Annotated in this window: 19 protein-coding genes; 4 read left to right on the top strand and 15 right to left on the bottom strand. The window is 74.6% G+C overall.

What is annotated here, in order from left to right; genetic code table 11:
* Nucleotide 1 precedes the first annotated feature (1 nt).
* Together KJP73_RS04205 and KJP73_RS04200 are read right to left on the bottom strand one after the other, a co-directional pair.
* Nucleotides 2-1,798, bottom strand: a complete 1,797-nt coding sequence (locus tag KJP73_RS04205) for an acetyl/propionyl/methylcrotonyl-CoA carboxylase subunit alpha (protein ID WP_213281517.1) — start codon at nt 1,796-1,798, stop codon at nt 2-4.
* A gap of 276 nt (nt 1,799-2,074) precedes the next feature.
* The gene (locus KJP73_RS04200) at nt 2,075-2,704 is read right to left on the bottom strand and encodes a Maf family protein (protein WP_213281568.1); all 630 of its coding nucleotides are present in this window, start codon (nt 2,702-2,704) and stop codon (nt 2,075-2,077) included.
* Between the two features lie 108 nt (nt 2,705-2,812).
* On the opposite strand from KJP73_RS04200, the gene KJP73_RS04195 reads away from it, so the two are divergent.
* Nucleotides 2,813-3,511: a vitamin K epoxide reductase family protein gene (locus KJP73_RS04195; protein ID WP_213281516.1), complete on the top strand. Its 699-nt coding sequence runs from the start codon at nt 2,813-2,815 to the stop codon at nt 3,509-3,511.
* 88 nt (nt 3,512-3,599) lie between these two features.
* Here KJP73_RS04195 and KJP73_RS04190 read toward each other — a convergent pair whose 3' ends face one another.
* The 4 genes from KJP73_RS04190 to KJP73_RS04175 all read right to left on the bottom strand — a co-directional run bounded on the left by KJP73_RS04190 (nt 3,600) and on the right by KJP73_RS04175 (nt 7,842).
* Nucleotides 3,600-5,324: a DUF885 domain-containing protein gene (locus KJP73_RS04190; protein WP_249669090.1), complete on the bottom strand. Its 1,725-nt coding sequence runs from the start codon at nt 5,322-5,324 to the stop codon at nt 3,600-3,602.
* A gap of 66 nt (nt 5,325-5,390) precedes the next feature.
* The gene (locus KJP73_RS04185) at nt 5,391-5,630 is read right to left on the bottom strand and encodes an acyl-CoA carboxylase epsilon subunit (protein WP_213281515.1); all 240 of its coding nucleotides are present in this window, start codon (nt 5,628-5,630) and stop codon (nt 5,391-5,393) included.
* Nucleotides 5,627-6,223: a hypothetical protein gene (locus tag KJP73_RS04180; protein WP_249669089.1), complete on the bottom strand. Its 597-nt coding sequence runs from the start codon at nt 6,221-6,223 to the stop codon at nt 5,627-5,629. The genes KJP73_RS04185 and KJP73_RS04180 overlap by 4 nt, the downstream gene beginning before the upstream one ends.
* Entirely contained in the window at nt 6,220-7,842 is a 1,623-nt protein-coding gene (locus KJP73_RS04175) for an acyl-CoA carboxylase subunit beta (protein ID WP_213281514.1), read from the bottom strand. The genes KJP73_RS04180 and KJP73_RS04175 overlap by 4 nt, the downstream gene beginning before the upstream one ends.
* A gap of 107 nt (nt 7,843-7,949) precedes the next feature.
* On the opposite strand from KJP73_RS04175, the gene KJP73_RS04170 reads away from it, so the two are divergent.
* Entirely contained in the window at nt 7,950-8,870 is a 921-nt protein-coding gene (locus KJP73_RS04170) for a biotin--[acetyl-CoA-carboxylase] ligase (RefSeq protein WP_249669088.1), read from the top strand.
* Nucleotides 8,867-9,979, top strand: a complete 1,113-nt coding sequence (locus KJP73_RS04165) for an adenylate/guanylate cyclase domain-containing protein (RefSeq protein WP_213281512.1) — start codon at nt 8,867-8,869, stop codon at nt 9,977-9,979. The genes KJP73_RS04170 and KJP73_RS04165 overlap by 4 nt, the downstream gene beginning before the upstream one ends.
* 42 nt (nt 9,980-10,021) lie before the next feature.
* Here the strand turns inward: KJP73_RS04165 and KJP73_RS04160 are convergent, their stop codons facing one another.
* Nucleotides 10,022-11,506 carry a PQQ-binding-like beta-propeller repeat protein gene (locus tag KJP73_RS04160; protein ID WP_213281510.1) on the bottom strand — a complete coding sequence of 495 codons (1,485 nt, stop codon included), beginning with the start codon at nt 11,504-11,506 and terminating at the stop codon, nt 10,022-10,024.
* 167 nt (nt 11,507-11,673) lie between these two features.
* Here KJP73_RS04160 and KJP73_RS04155 point away from each other — a divergent pair, with 167 nt between their 5' ends.
* Nucleotides 11,674-12,957, top strand: a complete 1,284-nt coding sequence (locus tag KJP73_RS04155; protein WP_283770214.1) for a multidrug effflux MFS transporter — start codon at nt 11,674-11,676, stop codon at nt 12,955-12,957.
* A 115-nt stretch (nt 12,958-13,072) separates the two neighbouring features.
* Here KJP73_RS04155 and KJP73_RS04150 read toward each other — a convergent pair whose 3' ends face one another.
* From KJP73_RS04150 to KJP73_RS19190, 8 genes are all read right to left on the bottom strand, one after another.
* Entirely contained in the window at nt 13,073-14,365 is a 1,293-nt protein-coding gene (locus KJP73_RS04150; RefSeq protein WP_213281507.1) for an aminotransferase class I/II-fold pyridoxal phosphate-dependent enzyme, read from the bottom strand.
* An 88-nt stretch (nt 14,366-14,453) separates the two neighbouring features.
* Nucleotides 14,454-14,852, bottom strand: coding sequence for a PIN domain-containing protein (locus KJP73_RS04145; protein WP_213281506.1), 399 nt, complete (start codon nt 14,850-14,852; stop codon nt 14,454-14,456).
* Complete coding sequence (locus KJP73_RS04140) at nt 14,837-15,091, bottom strand: type II toxin-antitoxin system Phd/YefM family antitoxin (RefSeq protein WP_213281505.1); 255 nt, start codon at nt 15,089-15,091, stop codon at nt 14,837-14,839. The genes KJP73_RS04145 and KJP73_RS04140 overlap by 16 nt, the downstream gene beginning before the upstream one ends.
* Nucleotides 15,092-15,142: 51 nt before the next feature.
* The gene (locus KJP73_RS04135) at nt 15,143-15,265 is read right to left on the bottom strand and encodes a molybdopterin oxidoreductase (protein ID WP_213281504.1); all 123 of its coding nucleotides are present in this window, start codon (nt 15,263-15,265) and stop codon (nt 15,143-15,145) included.
* A 118-nt stretch (nt 15,266-15,383) separates the two neighbouring features.
* Nucleotides 15,384-15,899: a hypothetical protein gene (locus tag KJP73_RS04130; protein WP_213281502.1), complete on the bottom strand. Its 516-nt coding sequence runs from the start codon at nt 15,897-15,899 to the stop codon at nt 15,384-15,386.
* Between the two features lie 145 nt (nt 15,900-16,044).
* A complete protein-coding gene (gene adhE, locus KJP73_RS04125) occupies nt 16,045-18,771 on the bottom strand; it encodes a bifunctional acetaldehyde-CoA/alcohol dehydrogenase (RefSeq protein WP_213281500.1) in 2,727 nt (908 codons plus the stop codon).
* Between the two features lie 209 nt (nt 18,772-18,980).
* Entirely contained in the window at nt 18,981-21,494 is a 2,514-nt protein-coding gene (locus tag KJP73_RS04120; RefSeq protein ID WP_249669087.1) for a glycoside hydrolase family 65 protein, read from the bottom strand.
* Nucleotides 21,491-22,267, bottom strand: a complete 777-nt coding sequence (locus KJP73_RS19190; RefSeq protein ID WP_283770213.1) for an HAD family hydrolase — start codon at nt 22,265-22,267, stop codon at nt 21,491-21,493. Before KJP73_RS19190 ends, KJP73_RS04120 begins: the two co-directional genes overlap by 4 nt.
* Between the last annotated feature and the right edge of the window lie 236 nt (nt 22,268-22,503).

The raw sequence follows: 22,503 nt of genomic DNA, 5'->3' as shown, positions 1-22,503 counted from the left end.
GTCAGTCGACGATCTCGCAGATGGCCGACCCGGCGGCGACCATGCCGCCGACGCCCGCGGACAGCGAGGCGACGGTGCCGGCGCGGTGCGCGACCAGCGGCTGCTCCATCTTCATCGCCTCCAGCACGACCACCAGGTCGCCCTCGGCCACCGTGTCGCCCTCGCCGACCGCGACCTTGACGATCGTCCCCTGCATCGGGGAGGTCAGCGTGGTGCCGGACGCGGCGACCGCGGTCGAGCGGCCCCCGTTCCGGCGCGGGGCGGGTCGCCGGGGGCCGGCGGTGCGGCCGCGCCCGGCCCGGAGGGCCAGCGCGGCGGGGAGCACGACCTCGAGCCGCTTGCCGCCGACCTCGACGACGACCCGCTCGAGCTCCGTCGGGTCGGCGTCCTCGTCGTCGGCCACGGTCACCGCGGGGGAGCGGGTGAGCGTGGGCAGCGTGTCCGCGAACTCCGTCTCGATCCAGCGGGTGTGCACCGTGAACGGCTGCGTCGGGTCCGCCGGGACGAACGCCGGCGCGTCGAGCACCGCGCGGTGGAACGGCACGACCGTCGGGATGCCCGCGACCTCGAGCTCGGCGAGCGCGCGGCGGGCCCGCTCCACGGCCTGCGTGCGCGTGGCGCCGGTGACGACCAGCTTCGCGATCATCGAGTCGAACGCGCCCGACACCGTGTCGCCCTCGACCACGCCGGAGTCGACGCGGACGCCGGGGCCGGCGGGGAACCGCAGCGTCGTGATCTTCCCGGGGGCCGGCAGGAACCCGGCGGCCGGGTCCTCGCCGTTCAGCCGGAACTCGATGGAGTGGCCGCGGGTCTCCACGTGGTCGTAGCCGAGGGGCTCGCCCGCGGCGATCCGGAGCTGCTCGCGGACCAGGTCGATGCCGCTGATCTCCTCCGAGACCGGGTGCTCGACCTGCAGGCGGGTGTTCACCTCCAGGAACGACACGGTGCCGTCGGCCGCGACCAGGAACTCGCAGGTGCCGGCGCCGACGTAGCCGGCCTCCTTCAGGATGGCGATCGAGGAGTCGACCAGCTGCGCGCGCTGCGCGTCGGTCAGGAACGGCGCGGGGGCCTCCTCGACGAGCTTCTGGTGCCGGCGCTGCAGGGAGCAGTCGCGGGTCGAGACCACGACGACCGTGCCGTGCTCGTCCGCGAGGCACTGGGTCTCGACGTGCCGCGGCCGGTCCAGGTAGCGCTCCACGAAGCACTCGCCCCGGCCGAACGCCGCCGTCGCCTCGCGCACCGCGGAGTCGTACAGCTCGTCGATCTCGTCCTCGGTGCGGGCGACCTTCAGGCCGCGCCCGCCGCCGCCGAACGCCGCCTTGATGGCCACCGGGAGGCCGTGCTCGGCGACGAAGGCGTGCACCTCGCCCGCGCCCGAGACCGGGTCCGCGGTACCCGCGACGAGCGGGGCACCGGCGCGCTGGGCGATGTGCCGCGCGCTGACCTTGTCGCCGAGGTCCCGGATCGCCGCCGGCGGCGGGCCGACCCACACGAGGCCCGCGTCGATGACGGCCTGCGCGAACTCGGCGTTCTCGGACAGGAACCCGTAGCCGGGGTGCACGGCGTCCGCGCCGGAGCGGCGGGCGACGTCGAGCAGCTTGGCGATGTCCAGGTAGGTCTCGGCGGCGCGGGCGCCGTCCAGGGCGTACGCCTCGTCCGCGACGCGCACGTGCAGCGCCTCACGGTCGGGGTCCGCGTAGACGGCGACGGAGCCGAGGCCGGCGTCCCGGCACGCGCGGGCGATGCGGACGGCGATCTCGCCGCGGTTCGCGACGAGGACCTTCGAGATGCGGGGCACGGCTCACCGTAACGCGGGGGGCCCGGGCGGACGACGTCCGCCGGGCGTCCGGCGCGAAGATTGCGGAACCGCCCACACCGGCGCGCCGGCCTTTGGAGGGTTCCACAGGCGCCACGCGCGCGACGTCGCCGGCCGGGGGCCGCTCGTTGTCCCGACCGGACAACCCCCGCGGCCGTCCTCCTCCCGGCGGAGTGGAGTGTTCTGCCCGAAACGCCAGGGCGTGTCGGGCACATCGCTCCACTCCGCGGCTCGGAGGTGGTCGGGCGGGGAGGTGGGTCAGGCGGGGAGGTGGGTCCACAGGGCCGTGATGGGGACGCCGCGGGCGGCCAGGAGCGTGCGGAGCAGGGGGAGGCTCAGCCCTACGACGCCGTGGTGGTCGCCCTCGATGCCCGCGACGAACGGGCCGCCGAGGCCGTCGATGGTGAACGCCCCCGCCACCCACAGCGGCTCGCCGGTCGCGACGTAGGCGTCGATCTCCGCATCGGTCACGTCGGCGAAGTGCACGACCGTCGTGGACGTGGCACCCGCCTCGGCGTCCGGCCCCGCACCGGCGCCGTCCCGCTGGTCGACCAGCCAGTGGCCGGTGTGCAGCCGCCCGGACCGCCCGCGCATCGCGTGCCAGCGGGCGACCGCCTCGGCGGCGTCCGCGGGCTTGCCCAGCACCTCGCCGTCCAGCTCGAGCATGGAGTCGCACCCGAGCACCAGCGTGCCGGCGTGGGCGGGTGCGACGTCGCGCGCCTTGGCCCGCGCGAGCAGCAGCACCGCCTCGGCCGGCGGCACGTCCCCCGCGGCGGCGAGCACCGCGGGCTCGTCGACGGCGGACACCGCCACCCGGGGCTCGACGCCGGCGGCGCGCAGCGTGGCGAGCCGGGCGGGGGACGCGGAGGCGAGCACGAGGGTCGTCACGGGGGTCACGGGGGTCACGGGGACGGAGCCTACGGGGACGTACGTCCCTCGGCCGGGGGGCCGCCGGTGCCGATGATGTCCGGGGAACTCCCAGTGGAGGATGCGACGATGACCAGCGTGACCGAGCCCAGCACCACCGAGCCCAGCACACCGACGGCCACCCGCGCGCCCGGCGACGCCGCCGACCCGGTGGACCCCGACCCGGACTCGCCCGCCCGCCGCGCGTGGCGGCGCCGGACCGCGATCGAGATGGTCGTGTCGGGCGTCATCGGCCTCTACACGTCGTTCGTGCTGTCGATCGAGGCCTGGCACCTCGCCGCCGACCCGGACCGGACCTTCGGCTGCGACCTCAGCTCGGTCGTCTCGTGCGGGACGGTGGCCCGGACGTGGCAGGCGCAGCTGCTCGGCTTCCCCAACGCGTTCCTGGGCATCGCGTTCGAGGTCGTGGTCATCACGATCTCGGTCGCGGCGATCGGCGGGGTGCGGTTCCCGCGCTGGTTCATGCTCGGCACGCAGGTCGTGTACACGGTCGCCCTGCTGTTCGCGTACTGGCTGTTCCTGCAGTCCTACTTCGTGATCGGTGCCCTGTGCCCCTGGTGCCTGCTCATCACGATCACGACCACGCTGGTGTGGGCGGGGCTGACCCGGTGGAACGTGCGGGACGGGAACCTGCGCCTGCCCGGCCGGGCGGGGCCGTGGGCGCGAGACTTCGTCGCTTCCGGCCTGGACTGGTACGTCACCGCGGCGTGGCTGGTGCTGTTCCTGGCGGCGGTCGTCCTCAAGTACGGGCCGTCGCTGCTGGGCTGACCCGCCCGCCCGCCCTAAATCGCACCGACGACGACGGCCCCGGACCGTGCTGGTCCGGGGCCGTCGTCGCGTCACGGGCGACGCGGGGTCACGCCAGGGCGCCGCGCAGCACGTCGAGCGGCAGCGCGCCCATGCCGAGCGCCCGCGCGTGGAACTCGCGCAGGTCGAACGCCTCGCCGCGGGCCTGCGCCGAGGCCGACGCGCCGTCGCGCACCTGCTCCCAGATGCGCTGGCCGATCTTGTACGCGGGCGCCTGCCCGGGCCAGCCGAGGTAGCGGTTCAGCTCGAACCGGATGAACTGCTCCGGCATGTTGACGTTGGCGCGCAGGAACTCCCACGCCTTGTCCGCGTCCCACGTGCCGCCGCCCCAGCGCTCGGGCGCCGGCAGCCCCAGGTGCACGCCGAGGTCCAGGACGACGCGCGCGGCGCGCATCCGCTGCCCGTCGAGCATCCCGAGCCGGTCGCCCGGGTCGTCCAGGAAGCCGAGGTCCGCCATGAGCCGCTCGGCGTACAGCGCCCAGCCCTCGCCGTGGCCGGACACCCAGCACGCCAGCCGGCGCCACGAGTTCAGGGTCGCCCGCTGGTACACCGCCTGGCCGATCTGCAGGTGGTGGCCCGGGACGCCCTCGTGGTAGACGGTCGTCTTCTCGCGCCAGGTGTTGAACGTGGTGACGCCCGGCGGCACGGACCACCACATGCGGCCCGGGCGGCTGAAGTCGTCCGACGGGCCCGTGTAGTAGATGCCGCCGTTCTGCGTCGGGGCGATCCGGCACTCGAGCGTGCGGATCGGGCCGGGGATGGCGAAGTGCACGCCGTCCAGCGCCTCGACGGCCGCGTCGGAGGTGGCCTGCATCCACTCCCGCAGGGCGGTGGTGCCCTCCAGCCGCCGGCTCGGGTCCTGGTCCAGCACGGCGACGGCCTGCTCGACGGTCGCTCCCGGTCCGGCGATCTCGGCGGCGACGCGCTCCTGCTCGGCGACGACCCGGTCGAGCTCCTCCAGGCCCCACTGGTACGTCTCGTCCAGGTCGACGGTCGCGCCGAGGAAGTACCGGGACCACAGGGCGTAGCGCTCCCGGCCGGCGGCGTCCGCCTGCGGTGCCTGCGGCGCGAGCTCGTCGCGCAGGAAGGTCACGAGCTCCGCGTAGGTCTGCCGGGCCGCCTCGGCGCCGCGCTCGAGGTCCGCGCGCAGGGCGTCGCCGCCGCCGGCCGCGATGGCCGCCTGCGCCTCGGGACCGTCGACGAACGACGTGAAGAACGACGTGGCGGGGTCGGCGAGCTCCTGGGCCTGCGTCACGGCCTCGCGGACCTGCCGGATCGCGGGGACGCGGCCCTGCGAGGCGGCCAGGCGCAGCGACTCGACGTAGCCGGCGCCGGCCTGCGGCAGCCCGGTGAGGCGCTGCGCGATGGTCGACCAGGCGTCGGCGCCGTCGGTGTTCATGACGTCGAAGACGTCGCGCAGGTTCTGCACGGGCGAGGCGATCACGTTCAGGTCGGCGAGCAGCTCGCCGGCGTCGTGCAGCTCGAGCTGCAGGCCGAGGCGCTCGCGCATCGCGGCGAGGGTGACCTCGTCCACGTCGTCGCTCGGCGCGTGGCCGTCGAGGGCCAGCAGGGTGGCGCGTGCCGCCTCGGCGCGGGCCTCGTGCCCGGCGGGGGACAGGTCCGTCACCTCGTGGTCGTGCCCCGGGATGCCGAGGACGGTCGCGTCCATCGGGTCCAGCGCGGCCAGCGTGGTGACGTAGGAGTCGGCGATCGCGTCGATCGGGGTCGCGGGACGCTCGGGCGCCCCGCCGTCAGCGGTGGGTGCAGTGGTCACCCGGCCGACCCTACCCGCGCGCGCGGGCGTCGCTCGCGCGGAATTCCCGCCCCGCCGCGAGGTCGGTCAGCCCCGCAGGCTGTGCCGCCAGGCGTCCCCGCCCGTGCGCCACGTGGCTCCCGCCCCCGGCACGGTGCGCGCGCGGTCGGACCACGCGGAGGGCGGCTCCGGGACGTCGTCCCCGTCGTCCTCGCCCGATCCCGCGGCGGCCACCAGCCCGGCGACGAGGGCGGCGAGCTCGACGTCGTCCGGCGTGCCGCGCACGACCTGCACGTGCGCCGGCGCCCCCGCGCGCGGCTCGGTCACGCCTGGTCCTCGTCGTCGTCGTCGAACGACACCGGCGCGCCGCGGGCGGCACCCCAGCCCTCGACGGTGAACCCGCTGTCCAGCAGCCGCTCGACGATCTCGGCGCCGCCGTTGTCGACGATGCCCAGCACCGCGTCGATCGACTGGTCGGACGGGCCGCTCGGCACGCTGACGACGAAGCCCAGGTGGAACTCGTCGGTGTCCTCGTCGGCGAGCGGCTCGCTGGCGGGGCGGGCCTCCTCCTCCCACGTCATGCCCGTGAGCTCGGAGTGCATGCCCAGGTTCTCGTGCAGCTGGTCGTAGAGCCGGGCGTTGAGGGCCGACACCCGGTTCTCGAGGGCGAGCACGCGGGGGTCCTCGTCGGCCTCGCCCGCGCCGAACTCCGCGCGCACCCCGGCGGCGGTGTCGACGTACTCGTGCAGCGCCACGGCGAGCTCGGCCACCGTGGCGTGCAGCGCCCCGGTGTCGACGCCGGGCAGCGGCTCGGAGCCGTGCGCCCCGCCGCTGTGGTCGTGCGCGCCGTGCCCGTGCTCGTCGTGCTCGTCGTGCCCGTCGTGGCCCTCGGCCCCGGGCAGGTTCGCGTCGCCCGTCACAGCGGGATGTTCCCGTGCTTCTTGGGCGGCAGCGCGGCGCGCTTGGTGCGCAGCACGCGCAGGGAGCGCGCGATCTGCGAGCGCGTCTCCGCGGGCGCGATCACCGCGTCCACGTAGCCGCGGTCGGCGGCGTCCCAGGGGTTCACGATGGCCTCCTCGTACTCGCGGGTCAGGCGGGCCCGCTCGGCGTCGACGTCCCCGCCGGCCTCCGCCACCTGCTTGAGGGCCCCGCGCTGCAGGATGTTCACGGCGCCCCCTGCGCCCATGACCGCGATCTGGGCGGTGGGCCACGCGAGGTTCACGTCGGCACCGAGCTGCTTGGACCCCATGACGATGTACGCGCCACCGTACGCCTTGCGCGTGATGACGGTGACGAGCGGGACGGTCGCCTCGGCGTAGGCGTAGATCAGCTTCGCGCCGCGCCGGATGATGCCGTTCCACTCCTGGTCGGTGCCGGGCAGGAACCCCGGGACGTCCACGAAGGTCAGCACCGGCAGCCCGAACGCGTCGCAGGTCCGCACGAACCGCGCGGCCTTCTCGGCGGCGTCGATGTCCAGCGTCCCGGCCATCGTCAGCGGCTGGTTCGCGACGACGCCGACCGCGTGGCCCTCGACGCGGCCGAAACCCACCAGGACGTTGCGCGCGAACAGCGGCTGCACCTCGAGCAGCTCGCCGTCGTCCAGCACGTGCTCGACGACGGTCCGCATGTCGTACGGCTGGCTGTCGGAGTCCGGCACGAGCGTGTCGAGCTCGAGGTCCTCGTCCGTGACGTCGAGGTCGCTCTCGTGCGGGTACGCGGGCGGGTCCGAGAGGTTGTTCTGGGGGAGGTACGACAGCAGCTGGCGCACGTAGTCCAGCGCGTCGTCCTCGTCGGAGGCCAGGTAGTGCGCGACCCCGGACCGGGTGTTGTGGGTCGTCGCGCCGCCGAGCTCCTCGAAGCCGATGTCCTCGCCCGTCACCGCGCGGATCACGTCGGGGCCGGTGATGAACATGTTCGACGTGCCGTCGGCCATCACGATGAAGTCGGTCAGCGCGGGGGAGTACACCGCGCCGCCGGCGGACGGGCCGAGGATGAGGCTGATCTGCGGGATGACGCCCGAGGCGGCGACGTTCCGGCGGAAGATCTCCGCGAACTGCGTGAGGCCGGCGACGCCCTCCTGGATGCGCGCGCCGCCGCCGTCGCTGATGCCCACGAGCGGCATCCCGGTGCGCAGCGCGAGGTCCATCACCTTGGTGATCTTCTGGCCGTGCACCTCGCCGAGGCTGCCGCCGAACACCGTGAAGTCCTGGGAGTACACCGCGACCGGCCGGCCGTCGACCGTGCCGTGCCCGACGACGACGCCGTCGCCCGGGACGCGCTTGCGGTCCAGCCCGAAGTTGGTGGAGCGGTGCCGGACGAACGCGTCGAGCTCCGTGAACGAGCCCGGGTCCAGCAGGGACTCGATGCGCTCGCGGGCGGTGCGCTTGCCGCGCGCGTGCTGCTTCTCGGCGGCGGCCGCCTCCGGGTCGGTGACGGCACGCCGGTAGCGGTCCGCCAGGTCCGCGACCTTGGCGGCGGTGCCGGCGGGCGGGGGTGCGGACGACGACGCAGGGCTGTGCGGCGCGGGGGAGTCGGTCACCCGAGGAAGGCTAGTGGGCCACCCGCCCGGCCGCGGTGGGCGACGGCGACGGACCTCGGCGTGTCGGGTCGTGGGGATGCGACAACCGCGTGGCGGAGGATGGCGGCGTGACCGACCGCACCCGTCCCGCCGACCCCGCCGACCCCGCCGACCCCGCCCGGGCGCCGCTGCGCGCCGGCGAGGTCCGGGAGGCGCTGCTCGCCCCCGCGGGGCCGCTGCACCGGTGCGAGGTCGTCGCGCGCGCCGGCTCGACCAGCACGGAGCTGCTCGCGCGGCTGCGCGACGACGCCGGCTGGGCGGACGGCGGGCTGCTGGTCGCCGAGCACCAGGAGGCGGGCCGGGGCCGCGCGGGGCACACGTGGACCACCCCGCCCGGCGCGGCGCTGACCCTGTCCCTCGCGGTGCGCCCGCGCGTGCCCCGCGACCGCTGGGGCTGGCTGCCGCTGCTGACCGGGCTCGGCGTCGTGCGCGCGGTGCGGGCGACGACCGGGCTCGACGCCGGGCTGAAGTGGCCGAACGACGTGCTGGTGCCCGCAGCCGACGGCGGGGACGTGCCCGGCTGGGGGCGCGAGCGGAAGGCCGCCGGCATCCTCGCCGAGGTGGCGCCCGGCGCGGGCCCCGACGGTGTCGTGGTGCTCGGGATCGGCGTGAACGTCGGTCAGACGCCGGCGGAGCTGCCGGTGCCGAGCGCGACGTCGCTGCGGGCGGCCGGGGCGACCGGCGTGGACCGCACGAACGTCCTGGTCGGCGTCGTGCGGGAGGTCGCCGGGCTGCTGGAGCGGTGGCGGGCGCACGACGGCGACGTCACCGCGAGCGGGCTGGCCGACGAGGTCGCCGCCGCGTGCCGGACGCTCGGCGCGGTGGTCCGCGCGACCCTGCCCGACGGCGCCGAGCTCCGGGGCACGGCGGTGCGGATCGCCGGCGACGGGGCGCTCGTCGTGCGGGACGGGTCGGGCGCCGAGCGGACCCTGCTGGCCGGTGACGTGCGTCACGTGCGGCCGGTCGGTGAACTAGGGTCGGCGGAGTGACGGACGGAGCGCAGGACGAGGTGCAGGCGGTCGGCGGCAGCGGTCCGGCCGGCGCGCCGGACCTCGCCCCGGCGCCCGCGGCCGCGCTCGACGCGGTGCTGCTGGGCGGCCCCCGCACCCTGACCCTGCGGGACCTCGCGGAGCGGTCGGGCCTCGACGTGGAGCTCGTGCGCCTGTACTGGCGGACCCTCGGGCTGCCGCACCCCGACGCGGACGACCGGGCGTTCACCTGCCGGGACGCCGAGGCCGTCGACAAGGCGGCGGAGCTGATCCGCGAGGACCAGCTGGGCAGCCGCACGATGATCTCGCTGACCCGCGCGCTCGGGCACACGAGCGACCGGCTCGCGCTGTGGCAGGTGGAGGCGCTGGTCGAGGACATGGCGACCCGGCACGGCCTCGACGACCCCGCCGCCCGCCGCGCCGTGCTGGACGAGCTGCCGGACCTCGCCCCCGTGCTGGAGGCGCAGCTGCTGCACTCCTACCGGCGGCACCTGGCGGCGATCGCCGCGCGGTACGCCGTCGAGTTCGCCGCCGGGCAGGACGTCACCGGTGACCCCGCGGCGCTGCCCCTGGCGCGCGCGGTGGGCTTCGCCGACATGGTCTCGTTCACCCGGCGCACCGCCGGTCTCGGATCCACCGACCTGTCCGACTTCGTGCAGCGCTTCGAGACCGCCGCGCGCGACGTCGTGACGCAGGGCGGTGCTCGCGTGGTGAAGACGATCGGCGACGCGGTGCTGTTCGTCGCGGACGACGTCCGGACCGGCGCGCGGGTCGCCCTGGAGCTGGCGCGGGTGCTCGGCGGCGACCTCGACGTCGAGCGCGAGCGGGGTGCCGGCGGGCTCGCCGAGGGTGCGCGCGGCGTCACGCCCGTGCGGGTCGGCGTGGTGTGGGGGCGGGTGCTGTCCCGGTTCGGTGACGTGTTCGGCCCGTCGGTGAACGTGGCCGCGCGGCTGACGGACATCGCCGACCCGAGCACCGTGCTCACCGACCCGGCCACTGCGCGCCTGCTCGTCGAGGTCCCCGGGATGGTGCTGGAGCCACTGCCGGAGCGCGAGCTGGAGGGCATCGGGCGGATGGCCCCGGTCCGCGTCAGCGGCACCAGCGCCTGACGGGGACCGGGCGCCCGGTCAGGCGCAGCGCTCCCGGCCGCGTCACCGCGCCGCCGGCACCTCGGCCCCGAACCGGTAGCCGGTGAGCGCGGCCGCGGCACCCGGGTCCGCGCCCTGAGCCGGACGGCCGTCGACGACCATCACGTCGCCGAGCAGGTCGCTGGTGAAGGACCCGGAGGGCGCGGGGGCGTCGACCGACCACGGGACGCTGCCGTCGGAGGTGTCCAGGGCCCACACGGCGGCGTCGTCGGCCAGCACCAGCGCGTCCCCCACCTGCCGCGGGTCGCCCGCCCAGGTGCCCTCGTGCTCCCAGAGCGGCGCGCCCGTGGCGCCGTCGAGGCCCACGTAGGTGACGGCGGTCGTGGCCGCGACCACGGGCGTGCGCCAGAGCACCGTCACGTCGTCGGTCACCGCGGCGTCCCGGACCCGGGTGCCGTCCGGCAGCGCCGTCGTCCAGAGCGGCTCGTACGTGGCGGGGTCGACGGCGCTCGCACCGATCCCCGTGCGCGTGGCGGTCGAGCCCACGGCCCGCCGCCACGGCGCGCCCGGCAGCGCGGCGCGACCGGTGCCGTCCGCGGCCAGCACGACGGTGCCGGTCCCGTCGGCCGAGGACGCCCAGGAGCCGGTCGAGGGCATCGCCCCACCGCTGCCCACGGAGGTGGAGACCGTCGCGCCCGAGTCGGGGTCGAGGGCCACGACCAGCGGGCCGGCGGTGACCACGAGCGTCTCGGCGTTCGCGGAGATGCTGTCGAAGTAGTCCGACTCGAGCAGCCCCGGCGACTCGACCTGGACCGCCCACCGCGCCGTGAGGTCCGCCGGCGTCCCGCGGGAGATCGTCACCGGCGCGATCGCGTCGCTCTGCGACGGGCCAGCGAGGACGACGTCGTCACCGACCGCCAGGGCCATCTCCATGTTCCCGTCCACGGTGCCCTCGCCGAGCACGCGCCCGGTCGCCGACTCGACGACGGTCACGTGCGTGGTCGCGGTCGACCGCACCTGGCTGAGGCACGCCGCCCGGAGGCCGTCCGCGAGCACGTGGCAGGTGTGCCGGGAGGCGGACGGGGTCGACCGGCGCCACACGACCTGCCCGTCGGAGCGTCCGATGCCGAGCACCTCCGCCGCCTGGTCGTCCGAGCCGTCCGGGCGGGACGCCACGACGACCGCGACGTCCGACACGTTCGCCGCACCGGACGCGCTGGGCTCCGCGAGGGTCAGGTCGGTCAGCCCCGGGACCGCGCCGGGCAGGGTCTCGCCGGTCAGGGTCCACGCGACGGTAGGGGCGACGGTCCCGTCGGGTCGCGCCGCGGGCGCGTCCTGCGTGGGGCTCGGGCCGGGCGTCGCGCTCGGGGCCGTCGAGATCGACACGGTCGGCACGGTGGCCGGGGCGTCGGCTGCACCCGCGCGACGGACGAGGACCGTGGCGACCAGGACGAGCACCACCAGGACGACGAGGGCGACGAGCAGGGCAGGGGTGCGGCGGCTTCCTGCGGGGCGCGGGCCGGCGGCGCCGGGGTCCGTGGTGGTCATGGTCGCGACGATAGGGCCGCAGGTCAGGCCGCGTGGGCGGTTTCGACGCCGTGATCGGATCGCAACCTGCTCGTCAGGAGCGAGGGCCGCGGAGGCCGGATCGACCGCCGCGGTGCGGGATCGAAACGATTCGCGACGGCGCTCCCCGCATGGGACGATCGGGCCACATGAGCACCGCCGACCCGACCCCCGCACCACCCGGCCGCGCGACCGTCCCCGTCGGTCAGGTCGCGGCCCCTGCCTTCAAGCCGAACGCCAAGTACATCCTGCTGCTCGGCGTGATGACCGCCCTCCCGGCGATCACGACGGACATCTACCTGCCGTCCCTGCCCGACGTCGCACGGGACCTCGACACCAGCGCGGCGGCGGCCCAGCTGACGATGACGATGATGCTCGTGGGCGGTGCGGCGGGGCAGCTGGTGATCGGCCCGATGTCCGACCGGTTCGGCCGGCGCGCCCCCGTCCTGGTCGGCGTGGCGCTGCACATCGTCACCTCGCTGCTCTGCGCGGTCGCCCCGGCGATCCTGCCGCTCATCGGGCTGCGGATGGTCCAGGGGTTCTTCAACGCGTCGGCGTCCGTGGTGGCGATGGCCGTGATCCGGGACCGGTTCGTCGGGCCGGACGCCTCGCGGCTGCTGTCGCGGCTGATGCTCGTGATCGGCGTCGCGCCGCTGTTCGCGCCGAGCGTCGGCGGGCTGATCGCCGGCGAGTTCGGCTGGCGCGCGGTGTTCGTCGCGCTGGCGATCTACGGCGCGGTGCTGTGGGTGGTGGTGTTCCTGCGGCTGCCCGAGACGCTGCCCGTGCACCGCCGCGTCGCGTCGACCCGCGGCGCCTGGTCCGGGTACCGGGTGCTGCTGCGCGACCGGCACTTCGTGGCGCTGGCGCTGCTGCCGGGTCTCGGGCTGGCGGTGCTGATGAGCTACGTGGTGGGCTCGCCGTTCGTGCTGCAGGAGGGCTACGGGCTGTCGTCGAGCCAGTTCGCGCTGATCTTCGCCGTCAACGGCATCGGGCTCGTGGGCGGGGCACAGGTGAACGCCGCGCTGGTCCGCCGATACGCCCCGATCCAGATCATCCGGGTGGCGCTGCCGGTGTCGTTCGTGCTGGTGCTGGTGCTGCTCGTCCTCGCGATCACCGGCGCCGGCGGGCTGCCGGCGCTGCTGGTCGTGCTGTTCCTCATCATGTCGCTGGTGAACTTCACGCCGCCGAACGCGTCGGCCATCGCGCTGTCGCGGCACGGCGAGCGCGCGGGGACTGCGGCCGCGTTCATCGGGGCGCTCCAGGCCGGCGTGTCCGGGGTGGTCGCCCCGCTCGTCGGGGTGCTCGGCGAGTCCGCGTGGGCGATGGCGACGGTGATGCTCGGGGGTGCGGGCGGTGCGCTGCTCGTGCTCGCGCTGGCGACCCCCGCCTACCGCCGCGGCGGCTGGACCGAGAGCGACCACCCGGCGGGCTGACCCGGGCACCTCTCGCGCTGCCGCCGCTCAGTGGAGGGTTCCGCCCGACACGCCCGGCGTGTCCCGGCCGAACGCTCCACTCGGGCGTCGGGGGCCGGGGGTCGGGGGGCAGCGGTCAGGCGGCGAAGGCCGACGTCAGGCGGGACGTCGCCTCGCGCAGGACGGCCTCCTGCTTGACGAACGTGAACCGCACGGCCGTGCGCAGCGCACGGTCCGCCGGCGAGCCCGCGTGCGTGAACGCCGTGACGGGCACCCCGACCACGCCCGCGAGCCGCGGCAGGGCCCGGCACAGGTCGGCCGCGTCGGTCAGGCCCGAGCCCGCGAGCGGGCCCGCCAGCAGCCGCGCGGCGTCCGCCACCACGAAGTACGTGCCCTGCGGCCGCACGACGTCGAAGCCGGCCTCGGCCAGCCCTGCGCTCAGCAGGTCCCGGCGGTGGGCGAGCGAGCCGGCGAGGCCCGCGATCCACCCGGAGTCCGGTGCGGCGTCGCCGAGCGTCTCCAGCGCGAGGGCGTGCGCGACCGCCGGCTGGAACGGTGCGCCCGACACGTACGTGAGGAACTGCTTCACCGCGCGCACGGCGTCCACCAGGGCGGCGGGTCCGGTGACCCAGCCGATCTTCCAGCCGGTGAACGAGAACGTCTTCCCCGCGGACGAGATCGTGAGCGTCCGCGACGCGGCGCCCGGCAGGGTCGCGAAGGGGACGTGCCGCACGCCGTCGTAGGTGAGGTGCTCGTAGACCTCGTCGGTCACCACGAGGCAGTCGTGCCGCTCCGCGACCTCGGCGACGACCGCGAGCTCCTCGCGGGTCAGCACGGCACCGGTCGGGTTGTGCGGGGTGTTGAGCAGGATGATCCGGGTGCGGTCGGTGACGGCCGCGCGCAGCGCCTCGGCGTCGAGCCGGAACCCGCCCGGGGTCGCGACGAGCGGGGCGGTGGTGTGCCGGGCGCCCGCGAGGCCGATGACGGCGGCGTAGGAGTCGTAGAACGGCTCGAGGGTCAGCACCTCGTCGCCCGGCTCCGTCAGCGCGAGCACCGCCGCCGCCAGCGCCTCCGTCGCACCGGTGGTGACGAGCACCTCGGTGTCCGGGTCCGGCTCCAGGCCGTAGTGCCGCCGCTGGTGGTCCGCGACGGCGCGGCGCAGCTCGGGGATGCCCGGGCCGGGCGGGTACTGGTTGACCCCGGCGGCGATCGCGTCGGCGGCGACGCGCTTGACCGACTCCGGGCCGTCGACGTCGGGGAACCCCTGACCGAGGTTGAGGGCGCCGGTCGCCGCGGCGAGCGCCGACATCTCCGCGAAGATCGTCGGGCGCGGGACGCCGTCGGCGCCGAGTAGCCCGGTCGCGCGGGCGACGTCGCGCCACCGGCCGCCGGGCGTGGCGGCGGGGTCGGCGGGGGAGGTCGTGGTCATGGGGGTCCTGTCGTGAGGGGACGCCAGGAGGGTAGACCCGGGCGCCGCCGCGTCGCGGGGCTGCCCGCAGTGCGGTCGGCGGTGACGGTCAGGGCTCGACGAGCTCGACCCCGGGCAGCGCGTCGAACGCGGCACGCCGGTCGAGCGTGACCACCGCCCGTCCGTGCTCGGCGGCGTGCGCCGCGATGATGAGGTCGTGGGCGCCGCGCGGTACCCCTGCGCGCCGGACGTGCGCGAGCAGCAGGGCGTGCTCGACGGCGGTGCGCTCGGTGTAGTCCAGCACGGTCGTCGCCTCGACGATCGCCGCGAGCGCGCGTGCTCGGGAGGCGGCTCGGGCAGGGGTGTCGGCGAGCTCGACGCCGACGCGGAACTCGGCGACGGTCACGGCGGCGATCGCCAGGTCGTCGTCGAACAGCGCCGACCGGTCGAGCGTCCCGCGCTCGAAGGCGATCAGCGCGCCCGTGTCCAGGATCAGCCGGCGTGCCACGGGTCCGGGTCCTCCGTCAGCAGCGACGTCGCGGCGGCGATGTCCGCCTCGAGGTCGTCGTCCAGCGGGGGGATCCCGGCGAGGGCCTCGTGCAGGCGCCGTCCGGTGGAGGGCGACGCCGGGCGGATCTCGGCGACGACGTGGCCGGCCCGCGTGATGGAGATCGTCTCGCCGTGCTCGACGGCGTCCAGCAGGTCGGAGAACCCGCGGGACGCGCGCGTGGCTGTGACGGTCCGCATGTCAGGAGCCTACTCCGCGATCTGAGAACCAGACAGGCCCTCGCCTGAGGGCTACAGGACCCCGGAGGCCGCGGCCAGCCCGCCCGCGACGAGCAGCCCGATCGAGCCCCACGCGCACGCGACCCACCACGGCACGTGGTGCCGGGTCCGGGGGCGCGGGTGCTGCGTGGTCATACCCCAGTGATCGGCAGGATCCACCCCCGCGTGAAGTGGTCCGCGGTCGCTCCTGCGGGTGACCTCTGCGGGACCGGCCGCCCCCCGTCTCGCCCACGGTGCGCGGGCCGGGCGGGGCTCAGCCCTGCTCGGCCTGCCCGACCTGCTGGCTCAGCTCCTCGACCTGCTGCGCGAGGCGGTCGAGGGCGTCCGCGGTCGTCGCGTCGACCTGGCCGGACGCCGAGTCGAGCGCCGCCCGGGCGGAGTCGAGGCTGGAGCGCGCCGAGTCGAGCTGCTCCTGCGCGGCGGCCGAGCCGTCCGCCTGCGCCTGGTCCAGCGCGGCGGTGGCGTCGTCCATCGCGGTGGACGCCTGACCGAGGGCGTCCTCGGTGGCGGCGCGCGCCTCCGCGTCGAGGCCGGACAGCCGGGCGGTCACGTCGTCGACGGTCGTGCGGGCGGACTCGACGCGCTCCCGGGCGGAGTCGGCGAGCTCGCGGACCTGGTCGGCGGCGTCGCGGGCGGAGTCGACCGCCGACTGGGCCTGGCCGGCCGCCTCGTCGATCTCGGAGCACGCACCGAGCAGGGCGGTCGCGCCGACCAGCAGCGGGACGGCGAGCAGGGCACGGGCGGAGCGGGTGGCGCGGCGGGTGGTCATGGGGCCTCCTCGTCGGGGAAGGGCCAGTGTGCCAGGCGGACCTGGGCGCGCCCCGGACGCGCGGAGGCACCGTGCGGACGCAGAGGAGCGCCCCGCCCGCGGGATCCGCGGACGGGGCGCTCGGCGAGCAGCCGACCCTACGGGGTCAGGAGGACGCGACCGTGGCGTCGTCCTCGACCGGGGCCCCCGCCCCGGCGGGCGCGACGTCCGCGCCCTGCTGCTGCTCGCGGCGGCCCCGCACCTCAGCGACGGAGGTGCCGTAGTAGGCCGCGGTCATGATGTCCTTCATGTCGGCGCGCATCGGCATCCGGGGGTTGGCCGGTGCGCACTGGTCCTCGTACGCGCCCATCGCGACCTCGTCGAGCCGGGACAGGAAGTCCTGCTCGTCGACGCCCTGCGCCTGGAACGACGCCGGGATGCCGACCTTCGCCCGGAGCGCCTCGATCGCCAGCGCGTAGGACTCGACGCCCTGCTCCGGGGTCTCGGCGGGCAGGCCCAGCATCTGGGCGATCTGCTGGAACCGCTCCGGGGCGACGTAGTGCTCGTACTTCGGCCAGCTGGTGAGCTTGGTCGGGATCTGGCCGTTGTACCGGATGACGTGCGGCAGCAGCGTGGCGTTCGTCCGGCCGTGGACCAGGTGGAACGTCGAGCCGATGACGTGCGCCATCGCGTGCACGATCCCGAGGAAGGCGTTGCCGAACGCCATGCCGGCGATGGTGCCGGCGTTGTGCATCTTCTCCCGGGCCTCCTTGGTCGCCGGGTCGGCCGGGTCGCCGTTCACCGACTGCGCGAGGTTGTCGAAGATGAGGCGGATGGCCTGCAGGGCCATGCCGTCGGTGAAGTCGTTCGCGTACACCGCGACGAACGCCTCGGTGGCGTGGGTCAGGGCGTCGAAGCCGGAGTCGGCGGCCAGCGAGCGCGGCATCTTGGACGTGAGGACCGGGTCGATGATCGCGACGGTCGGCGTCAGGGCGTAGTCGGCCAGCGGGTACTTCTTGCCGGCGTCGGGGTCCGAGATGACGGCGAAGGGGGTGACCTCGGCGCCGGTGCCCGACGTGGTCGGGATGCACACCAGCTTGGCGAGCTCGCCCAGCGTCGGGAACTTGAACGCGCGCTTGCGGACGTCGAAGAACTTCTGCTTGAGGTCCGAGAACACGATCTCCGGGTGCTCGTACAGCAGCCACATGACCTTCGCGGCGTCCATCGGCGAGCCGCCGCCCAGCGCGATGATCGTGTCGGGGCGGAAGTGGCGCATCTGCGCGGCGCCGGCCTGGACCGTCTTGACGGACGGCTCGGGCTCCACCTGGTCGATGATCTGGACCGACACCTTGTTGGCGCGGCGGTTCAGGACGTCGAGCACGCGGTCCACGAAGCCCAGCGTGGTCATGGTGCCGTCGGTGACGATGGTGACGCGCTCGACGTCGGCCATGTCGGACAGGTACCGGATGGCGTTCGGCTCGAAGTACGTCTTGGCGGGGACCTTGAACCACTGCAAGTTGTTGTTCCTCCGGCCCACGCGCTTGACGTTCACGAGGTTGATCGCCGACACGTTGTTCGACACCGAGTTGTGGCCGTACGAGCCGCAGCCCAGGGTGAGCGACGGGATGAAGGCGTTGTAGATGTCGCCGATGCCGCCGAGCGACGAGGGGGCGTTCGCGATGACGCGGATCGCCTTGACGCGGGAGCCGTACTCCTCGGTCAGCGCCTCGTCCTGGGTGTGGATCGCGGCGGAGTGGCCCAGGCCGTCGAACTCGACCATCTGCTCGGCGAGCTGGATACCCTGCTCGGTCGAGCCGGCGCGCAGCACCGCGAGGACGGGGCACAGCTTCTCGCGGGTCAGCGGCTCCTGGGGGCCGACGCCGGAGACCTCGGCCAGGATGATCGAGGTGTCCGCGGGGACGGTGAAGCCGGCCTGCTCGGCGATCCACTGCGGCGACTTGCCGACGACCGTCGGGTTCAGCTTCGCGTCGGCGCAGTTCTTGCCCTTGGCCTCGACGCCGAAGATGAACTTCTCGAGCAGCGCCTTCTCCTTCTTGGACGCCTTGTAGGCGTGCAGGACGGCGAACTCCGCGAGCGCGGCGTCGTAGATCGCGTCGTCCAGGATGACGGCCTGCTCCGAGGCGCAGATCATGCCGTTGTCGAACGACTTGGACAGCACCACGTCGTTGACGGCCCGCTTCAGCTTCGCGGTCTTCTCGATGTAGGCCGGCACGTTGCCCGCGCCGACGCCGAGGGCCGGCTTGCCGCAGGAGTACGCGGCGCGGACCATCGCGTTGCCGCCGGTCGCGAGGATCGTCGAGACGCCGGGGTGGTTCATCAGCAGGCCGGTCGCCTCCATCGAGGGGGCCTCGACCCACTGGATGCAGTGCTCCGGGGCGCCCGCGGCGACCGCGGCGTCCCGCACGACCTTCGCCGCGGCGACGGACGACTTCTGCGCGTTCGGGTGGAACGCGAAGATGATCGGGTTGCGAGTCTTCAGCGCGATGAGCGACTTGAAGATCGCGGTGGAGGTCGGGTTGGTCACCGGCGTCATGGCGCAGATGACGCCGACCGGCTCGGCGATCTCGGTGATGCCGTTGATCTCGTCGCGGCTGATGACGCCGACCGTCTTGAGGTTCGCCATCGAGTTGGTCACGTGCTCGCAGGCGAAGATGTTCTTGACGGCCTTGTCCTCGAAGACGCCTCGGCCGGTCTCCTCGACGGCCAGCTCGGCGAGGTGCCCGTGCTGGTCGAGCGCGGCGACGGCGGCCTTCTTGACCAGGCGGTCGACGTCCTCCTGCGTGAAGCGGGCGTACTCGGCCAGCGCCTTGGTGGCGCCGTCGACCAGCTGGTCGATCGCGGCGGCGGTGTCGGTGCTCGTCGTGATGGTCACGGGATTCTCCCGATGGTGGTCCGGGTGGGGGTCGGAGGACTCCGTCGGCCTCACGTGGAACACGCTATCGAGAAACTTTTCACAAAGTCTGGGACCGGAGTCCCGGGGACGTTGGTCCTCCGTCGGCGGACCCCTCCCGACGGCCCCGCGACGCGCGGAGGCCCGCCGCCCCCGGGGGGTGCGACGGGCCTCTCGCGGGACCTGCGGCGTCAGTCGTGCGGCATCGGCGGCGGCGTGAGGACCGTCGGGTGGTCCGGGACCGTCGCGGTCAGCAGCGTGCCGTCGGCGCGACGGTTGCCCTCGATGTCGCGGACGGTCGGCGTGCCGATCAGCCGCGGGGCGGGGCTCAGCGCGACGACGACCGGGTCGCCCGCGGTCACCTTCACGTGCTCGCCGCGCACGACGACGTCCGCCGCGTCGCCGTCCTCGACCGTGAGCCGGAGCTCGGTGTGCCGGACGTCAACGCGAACGCGGGTGCCGCGCAGCGTGAGGCGGAACGTCAGCCCGTCCCAGACCTCGGGCAGGCGCGGGTCCAGGGACACGACGCCCTCGTGGTCGCGCAGACCGCCGAACCCGCAGGCCAGCGCGCTCCACACGCCACCGGCGGACGCCACGTGCACGCCGTCGGAGGTGTTGTGGTGCAGGTCCGCGAGGTCCACGTACAGCGCGGAGGTGAAGTACCGCAGCGCGAGCTCCTGGTACCCGACCTCGGACGCGACGATCGACTGGACGACCGCCGACAGCGTGGAGTCGCCGGTGGTCAGCGGGTCGTAGTAGTCGAAGTCGGCCAGCTTCTCCTCGAGGGTGAACTGGTCGCCCTGCAGGAACAGCGCGAGCACGACGTCCGCCTGCTTGAGCACCTGGAACCGGTAGATCACCAGCGGGTGGTAGTAGAGCAGCAGCGGGCGCTTGGCCGGGTCGGTGTTCGCCAGGTCCCACAGCTCCTTCTCGAGGAACTGCGCGTCCTGCGGGTGGATGCCCAGGCGCTCGTCGAACGGGATGTGCATCCGCTCGGCGGCGTGCGCCCACTCGTCCAGCTCGTCCTGCGTGAGGTGCAGGCGGGCGACCATCGCCCCGTGCGCGGCGGGGTCCTCGTGCGCGAGCCGGTCCACGGCCTCGACGGCGCCGCGCAGGTTCGCGCGGGCCATCACGTTGGTGAACAGGTTGTCGTTCACCACGGTCGTGTACTCGTCCGGGCCGGTGACGCCGTGGATGTGGAACGAGGAGTCGCCGTTGCTGCCGCGCCAGAACCCGAGGTCGGCCCACATGCGGGCCGTCTCGACGAGGATGTCGATCGCCTCCCGCGCGAGGAAGCCGTCGTCGCCGGTGGCGGCCACGTACTGCCGCACGGCGTGCGCGATGTCCGCGTCGATGTGGTACTGCGCGGTGCCGGCGGCGTAGTAGGCCGAGGCCTCCTCGCCGTTGATCGTGCGCCACGGGAACAGCGCGCCGTTCTGGTTCAGCTCGGCGGCCCGGCGGCGGGCGGCGTCGAGCATCGTGTAGCGGAACCGCAGGGCGTTGCGGGCCGCGCGCGGGGACGTGTACGTGAGGAACGGCAGGACGTAGATCTCGGTGTCCCAGAAGTAGTGCCCGCTGTAGCCGGAGCCCGTCAGGCCCTTCGCCGCGATGCCGCTGCCCTCGGAGCGGGCCGTGGCCTGGGCGATCTGGAACAGGTTCCACCGGATGGCCTGCTGCAGCTCGGGCTGGCCGTGCACCTCGACGTCGCTGCGCGCCCAGAAGTCGTCCAGCCACGCGCGCTGGTCGGCCAGCTGCTGCTCGACGCCCGTCTTCTGCACGCGGTCCAGGGTGCGGCGGCACCGGTCCGCGAGCTCGCGCGCGGGCACGCCGCGGGACGAGTGGTAGGCGACGACCTTGGTGATCCGGATGGTCTGGCCGCGCTTCGCGTCGACCCGGTACACGTGCTTGGCGAGGTCGTCCTCGACGAGCGTGCGCTCCTCGTAGGCGTTCTCGGTCTCGATGCTGTGGTCCGCCGCCACCGACAGGGTCATCCCCGACGCGGCCGTGCGGTAGGACAGCACGTACCGGCCGTCCGCGCCCCAGTGGGAGCGGGGCTCCAGGACGCGGTTCGTCAGCTGCTCGGACTTGCGAGGGTCGAAGCCCTCGCCCATCGCGGCGGCCCGTACGTGGTACTCGTCCTGGCCGTCCTGCCGGTTGAGGATCTGGCTGCTCACGACCACCGGGGCGTCGGCGTCGAGCATCGTGACCTCGTACGTCATGACCGCGAGGTGCCGCTCGGTGAAGGACACCATGCGCTTGGAGCGCACCTGCACCCGCTTGCCCGACGGCGTCTGCCACACCAGGTCGCGGTAGAGCAGGCCGTCACGGAAGTCGAGGCCGCGCTCGTACTCGTGCAGGTCCGCCACGGTCAGCAGCAGCGGCTCGTCGTCGACGTACAGCCGCATGATCTTGGCGTCGGGGACGTTGACGATGGTCTGGCCCACCCGCGCGAAGCCGTAGGCCTCCTCGGCGTGCCGGATCGGCCAGGTCTCGTGGAAGCCGTTGATGAACGTGCCGTGGCTGTGGCTGTCCCGGCCCTCCTCGACGTTGCCGCGCATGCCGAGGTAGCCGTTGCCGACGGCGAACAGCGTCTCGGTGCGGCCGAGGTCCGAGGCGTCGTGCCGCGTCTCGCGCAGCTTCCACGGGTCCCGCGGGAACCGGTGCCGGTCCAGGGGGTCGGGGGTGAACAGGGAGGTCGGGTTCACGGCGCGGTGCTCTCGGTGTCGGTGCGGTCGGGGGTGCTGCGCAGGAGCTCGGCGAGGTCGTCCACGACCAGGTCCGCGCCCTGCTCCAGGAGGACGTCGGCGCCGGCGCCCCGGTCGACGCCGACCACGAGGCCGAAGTCCCCGGCGCGGCCGGACGCGACGCCGGACTCGGCGTCCTCGACCACGACGGCACGCTCGCGCGGCACGCCCAGCTGCTCGGCGGCGTACAGGTAGGTGTCCGGCCGCGGCTTGCCCGCGAGGCCCCGCTCGGCGGCGACGAGCCCGTCCACGACCAGGGGGAAGCGGTCGGTCAGGCCCGCGGCGGCGAGCACCGGGACGGCGTTGCGGCTGCTGGAGACGACCGCGACGCGGCGCCCCTCGGCGATCAGCGCGTCGACCAGGCGCACCGAGCCCGGGTACGGCTCGACGCCCTCCGACTCGAGCACCTGCGTGAACACGGCGTTCTTCCGGTTGCCGAGGCCGCAGACGGTCGCGGTGTCCGGGCTGTCCGACGGGTCCCCCCACGGCAGCTCGATGCCGCGCGAGGTCAGCAGCGACCGGACGCCCTCGTACCGGGGCTTGCCGTCGATGTGCGCGAAGTAGTCGGCGTCCGTGTACGGCGCGGCCCCGCGCTCGTCGAGCAGCGGCGCGAACAGGCGCGCCCACGCGTGCATGTGCACGACGGCGGTCGGGGTGAGGACCCCGTCGAGGTCGAACAGGACGGCGTCGAGGCCGTCGAGGACCGCCGCGGGGCGGTCGGGCGCGGGTGCCACGGGAGGTGCTCCAGGGGGTGCGGAGGGTGGTGCTGAGGGGCGGGGTCGTGCGGGCGTGCGGGTCCGGAGGGCACCAGTCTGATCGGTCAGGGCGCCGCCGTCTGGAGGGACGCGCCACGGTCGCCAGGACCTCGGCACCCACGCGGCGGTGCGAGCGCTCGCGCGCGGGTGGTCGGCGCCAATCCTCCTGGCGTGCGTGCGCGGTGTCAAAGGTCCGGCGGCGGGTCGCGCGGGCA

The sequence above is a fragment of the Cellulomonas hominis genome (assembly GCF_901521055.1).
GTDB lineage: Bacteria > Actinomycetota > Actinomycetes > Actinomycetales > Cellulomonadaceae > Cellulomonas > Cellulomonas endometrii.
Note: the sequence above shows the minus strand (reverse complement) of the source record. Positions and strands in the feature narration are given on the sequence as shown.

Excerpts from the sequence above, each read along its gene's own strand:
- KJP73_RS04155 (WP_283770214.1), top strand. The coding sequence starts at position 11,674 with ATGAGCACCGCCGACCCGACCCCCGCACCACCCGGCCGCGCGACCGTC.
- KJP73_RS04130 (WP_213281502.1), bottom strand. The coding sequence starts at position 15,899 with ATGACCACCCGCCGCGCCACCCGCTCCGCCCGTGCCCTGCTCGCCGTC.
- KJP73_RS04195 (WP_213281516.1), top strand. The coding sequence starts at position 2,813 with ATGACCAGCGTGACCGAGCCCAGCACCACCGAGCCCAGCACACCGACG.
- KJP73_RS04135 (WP_213281504.1), bottom strand. The coding sequence starts at position 15,265 with ATGACCACGCAGCACCCGCGCCCCCGGACCCGGCACCACGTGCCGTGG.
- KJP73_RS04160 (WP_213281510.1), bottom strand. The coding sequence starts at position 11,506 with ATGACCACCACGGACCCCGGCGCCGCCGGCCCGCGCCCCGCAGGAAGC.
- KJP73_RS04150 (WP_213281507.1), bottom strand. The coding sequence starts at position 14,365 with ATGACCACGACCTCCCCCGCCGACCCCGCCGCCACGCCCGGCGGCCGG.
- KJP73_RS04140 (WP_213281505.1), bottom strand. The coding sequence starts at position 15,091 with ATGCGGACCGTCACAGCCACGCGCGCGTCCCGCGGGTTCTCCGACCTG.